The organism is Streptomyces sp. SID11385 (assembly GCF_010548245.1).
Taxonomy (GTDB): domain Bacteria; phylum Actinomycetota; class Actinomycetes; order Streptomycetales; family Streptomycetaceae; genus Streptomyces.
The window spans coordinates 1-3,417 of the sequence record NZ_JAAGLR010000151.1; the positions used below are offsets into that span (position 1 = coordinate 1).

Below are 3,417 nucleotides of genomic sequence, written 5' to 3' on the forward strand. Positions count from 1 at the left end.
GCCGCCGCCGTCGCGGCGCTCGCGCGCTGGCGGGAGACCCGCGAGGAGTCCACCGACCGGCAGGGCCTCGCCGACCCGTACCTGTGGCCGAGCGTGGGCCAGAGCCTCGACCGGCTCGCGGACGCGGCACTCGACGGGGACTGCCTCATGGAGGCCACACTGGACTGCGTGCGCGCCGGGGTCACGACTGGCGAGTGGGGACGCACCCTGCGGGCGGCACTCGGCGCGTACGAGGCCCCCGCGGCGTACGCGCACGAGGCGCGCCGGGCCCCCGCCCCGCACCGGACCGGACGTCACCCCGCCCCTGCCGGAGCGCGGTGATCACCCCCCGTAGGGTCGGGAGGAGCACGTACCCGCCGCTCCCCCGGAGGTCCCCGCATGACCGGCACGCCAGGCCCGCGTCCCGCCCGCCCGCGCCGCTCCGTCCTCGCCGTGCCCGGCAGCAACCCGCGGTTCCTGCACAAGGCGCGGTCGCTGCCCGCCGACGCGGTCTTCCTCGACCTGGAGGACGCCGTGGCGCCGCTCGCGAAGGGCGAGGCCCGCGAGAACATCGTGCGCTCCCTCACCGAGGGCGGCTGGGGCGGCAAGACACGCGTCGTGCGGGTCAACGACTGGACGACGCAGTGGACCTACCGCGACGTCGTGACGGTCGTCGAGGGCGCCGGGCGGCACGTGGACTGCCTCCTGCTGCCGAAGGTGCGCGACGCGGAACAGGTCGTCGCCCTCGACCTGCTGCTCACGCAGATCGAGCGGGCCATGGACTTCGAGGTGGGCCGCATCGGCATCGAGGCGCAGATCGAGGACGCGGCGGGGCTCGTCCACGTGGACGCGATCGCCGCGGCCTCGCCGCGCCTGGAGAGCCTCGTCTTCGGCCCGGCCGACTTCATGGCCTCGATCGCCATGAAGACGCTCGTCGTCGGCGAGCAGCCGCCCGGGTACGGCGCGGACGCGTACCACTACATCCTCATGAAGATCCTCATGGCCGCGCGCGCCCACGGACTCCAGGCGATCGACGGCCCCTACCTCCGTATCCACGACGAGGACGGCTTCCGCGCCGTCGCGGGGCGCTCCGCCGCGCTCGGCTTCGACGGGAAGTGGGTCCTGCACCCGGCGCAGATCGCGGCGGCGAACGAGGTCTACGCGCCCGCGCAGGAGGACTACGACCACGCCGAACTGATCCTCGACGCCTACGCCCACCACACCTCGGCGGCGGGCGGGGCCCGGGGCGCGGCGATGCTCGGCACGGAGATGATCGACGAGGCCAGCCGCAAGATGGCGCTCGTGATCGCGGGCAAGGGCCGCGCGGCGGGCCTGACCCGTACGACCTCGTTCACGGCGCCGGAGTGAGAGGCGCGTGCGCGGGGCCCGCCGCGCGGCGCGCCGCCCGTGCTCCGTACCGTCCGGGGAGATCCCTGTCACACAGGAAGTTGGCGTGGGATGATGAGAAGACTGACGGAAGGACTGACGGGTTTACCTCGCATGCACGGAGGTGCCCCTGATCACATCCGGTGAGGGCTGTTCGCCCGTCGACTCGCTTCCTGGCTTGCCCAGTTGCGGGCCGCAACCGATACCATCCCCGGAAAGCCGCCGTCCCCCGTCTCATCCGCGCGGCATTCATCCGCTACGAAGGTCATCCATGCCCGACAGCCACACCCCTGTAACTCGCGGCCGGGTCCGCCTGGCCCGCGGCGCCTCTCCCTGGCTGCTGCCCACCGTCGCCACGGCGGCCCTCTCCCTCGGCCGCGCCCGCCGCTCCGGGCGCGCGGCGGCGCTCGCGGTACCGGCCACGGCCCTCGCCGCGGGCATGCTGTGGTTCTTCCGCGACCCCGAGCGCGAGATCTCCGAGGGCAGGGTCATCTCGCCCGCCGACGGAGTGGTGCAGAGCATCATGCCGTGGAAGGACGGCCGCACCCGCGTGGCGATCTTCATGAGCCCGCTCAACGTGCACGTCAACCGCGCTCCGCTGGCCGGCACCATCACCTCCGTGGAACACGTCCCCGGTGGTTACGTGCCCGCCTTCAACAAGGAGAGCGAGAACAACGAGCGTGTCGTGTGGCACTTCGACACGGAACTCGGCGACATCGAGATGATCCAGATCGCCGGGGCCGTGGCGCGCCGCATCGTCCCGTACGTGCCGAGCGGCACGAAGGTCGAGCAGGGCGAGCGGATCGGGCTGATCCGTTTCGGCTCCCGTGTGGACCTCTATCTGCCGGAGGGGGTCGAGGTCGCCGTGGAGGTCGGGCAGCCGACGCTCGCGGGGGTGACTCGCATTGACCGTGACTGACCGCGGTACCCACGACCGCGAGACACACGACCCGGAGACGGGGAACCCGTGGGGGCTCGACGCCGAGGAGGCGGGCGAGCCCGAGATGCCCCTCTCGCTGCGCCTCTCGATCGCGGACGCCCTCACGCTCGGCAACGCGACGTGCGGGTTCATGGCGGTGTACTTCACCACCACGGGCATCCTCATCCCGCACCTCACCGGCAGTGACGAGTTCGGCATGGCGCGTCACTCGGCGGCGACCGCGGTGATCCTCATGCTGTGCGCGGCGGTCTTCGACCTCTTCGACGGCCTCGTGGCCCGCAAGCTGCGCAGCTCGCCGATGGGCGCCGAGCTGGACAACCTGTCGGACCTGATCAGCTTCGGTCTGGCGCCGGCCTACTTCGTGCTCGTGTACGGGCTCGTCGCGGACGACGCGCACCAGAGAGTGGCGGCGCTCGGGGCGATCGTGGTGCTCCTCGCGGTGGTGCTGCGACTCGCCCGCTTCTCCTGCGTGACGCTGCGTGACGGCGTCTTCCAGGGGATGCCGAGTCCGTTCGGGGCGCTCACGGTCGTGTCCGTGGTGCTCCTGGAGCTGCCGTTCGTGGCGACGCTCCTCGCGATCATCGGGACGGCGTGGCTCATGGTGAGCCGCGTCGAGTACCCGAAGCCGCGCGGGCCGCTCGCCGTGGCGATGCTCGGCTGGATCGTCGCGGCGATGGGGCTCCTCGCCGCCTGGGCCTTCGACGCGCCGGGCGGGCAGCTCGTGCTCCAGACGGGCTGCGCGCTCCAGCTCGTGCTCGCGGCGGTCATCCCGCTCTTCGCGACCGCGCGCCGGGTGAACAACTTCCGGGGCAACCGTCGCGAGGCACGGGCGGTACGGCTGCCGTAACGGCTCTCGCCCGACGTGACAGGGCCCCGCACCTCCGGGCAGGAGGTGCGGGGCCCTTCGTGTGCCTCCGCCCCCTACAGACGTTCGCGCGCGATGCGGGCCGCGAGGCGCTCCAGGAGCGGGCCCGCCTCGCGGACGCACGTGTCGACGTCGGGTTCGAGCGAGGTGAGCGGGTACGCGGCCGCGATGCCCGCCGCGCGCAGTTCCTCCGGTGCGAGCGCGAGCCTGCCGCACACGGCGACGACCTCGACGCCGCGCGCGCGGG

Annotated in this window: 4 protein-coding genes and 1 pseudogene; 4 read left to right on the forward strand and 1 reads right to left on the reverse strand. The window is 72.8% G+C overall.

Annotation, left to right across the window (positions count from 1 at the left end):
* The 4 genes and pseudogenes from G3I42_RS04890 to pssA all read left to right on the forward strand — a co-directional run.
* A pseudogene (locus G3I42_RS04890) lies at window positions 1–321 on the forward strand (methylmalonyl-CoA mutase); the annotation flags it as partial.
* Between the two features lie 57 nt (window positions 322–378).
* Entirely contained in the window at window positions 379–1,347 is a 969-nt protein-coding gene (locus tag G3I42_RS04895) for a CoA ester lyase (RefSeq protein WP_164282698.1), read from the forward strand.
* A gap of 289 nt (window positions 1,348–1,636) precedes the next feature.
* Entirely contained in the window at window positions 1,637–2,284 is a 648-nt protein-coding gene (locus G3I42_RS04900) for a phosphatidylserine decarboxylase (protein WP_164282700.1), read from the forward strand.
* An 85-nt stretch (window positions 2,285–2,369) separates the two neighbouring features.
* Window positions 2,370–3,152: a CDP-diacylglycerol--serine O-phosphatidyltransferase gene (pssA, locus tag G3I42_RS04905; protein ID WP_203606376.1), complete on the forward strand. Its 783-nt coding sequence runs from the start codon at window positions 2,370–2,372 to the stop codon at window positions 3,150–3,152.
* A gap of 74 nt (window positions 3,153–3,226) precedes the next feature.
* On the opposite strand, the gene G3I42_RS04910 is transcribed toward pssA, so the two are convergent.
* The coding region (locus G3I42_RS04910) for a glycerate kinase (RefSeq protein WP_164282704.1) at window positions 3,227–3,417 on the reverse strand (191 nt) is incomplete at its 5' end.

Coding starts and splice junctions, on each gene's coding strand:
- pssA (WP_203606376.1), top strand. CDS start 2,370: ATGCCCCTCTCGCTGCGCCTCTCGATCGCGGACGCCCTCACGCTCGGC.
- G3I42_RS04895 (WP_164282698.1), top strand. CDS start 379: ATGACCGGCACGCCAGGCCCGCGTCCCGCCCGCCCGCGCCGCTCCGTC.
- G3I42_RS04900 (WP_164282700.1), top strand. CDS start 1,637: ATGCCCGACAGCCACACCCCTGTAACTCGCGGCCGGGTCCGCCTGGCC.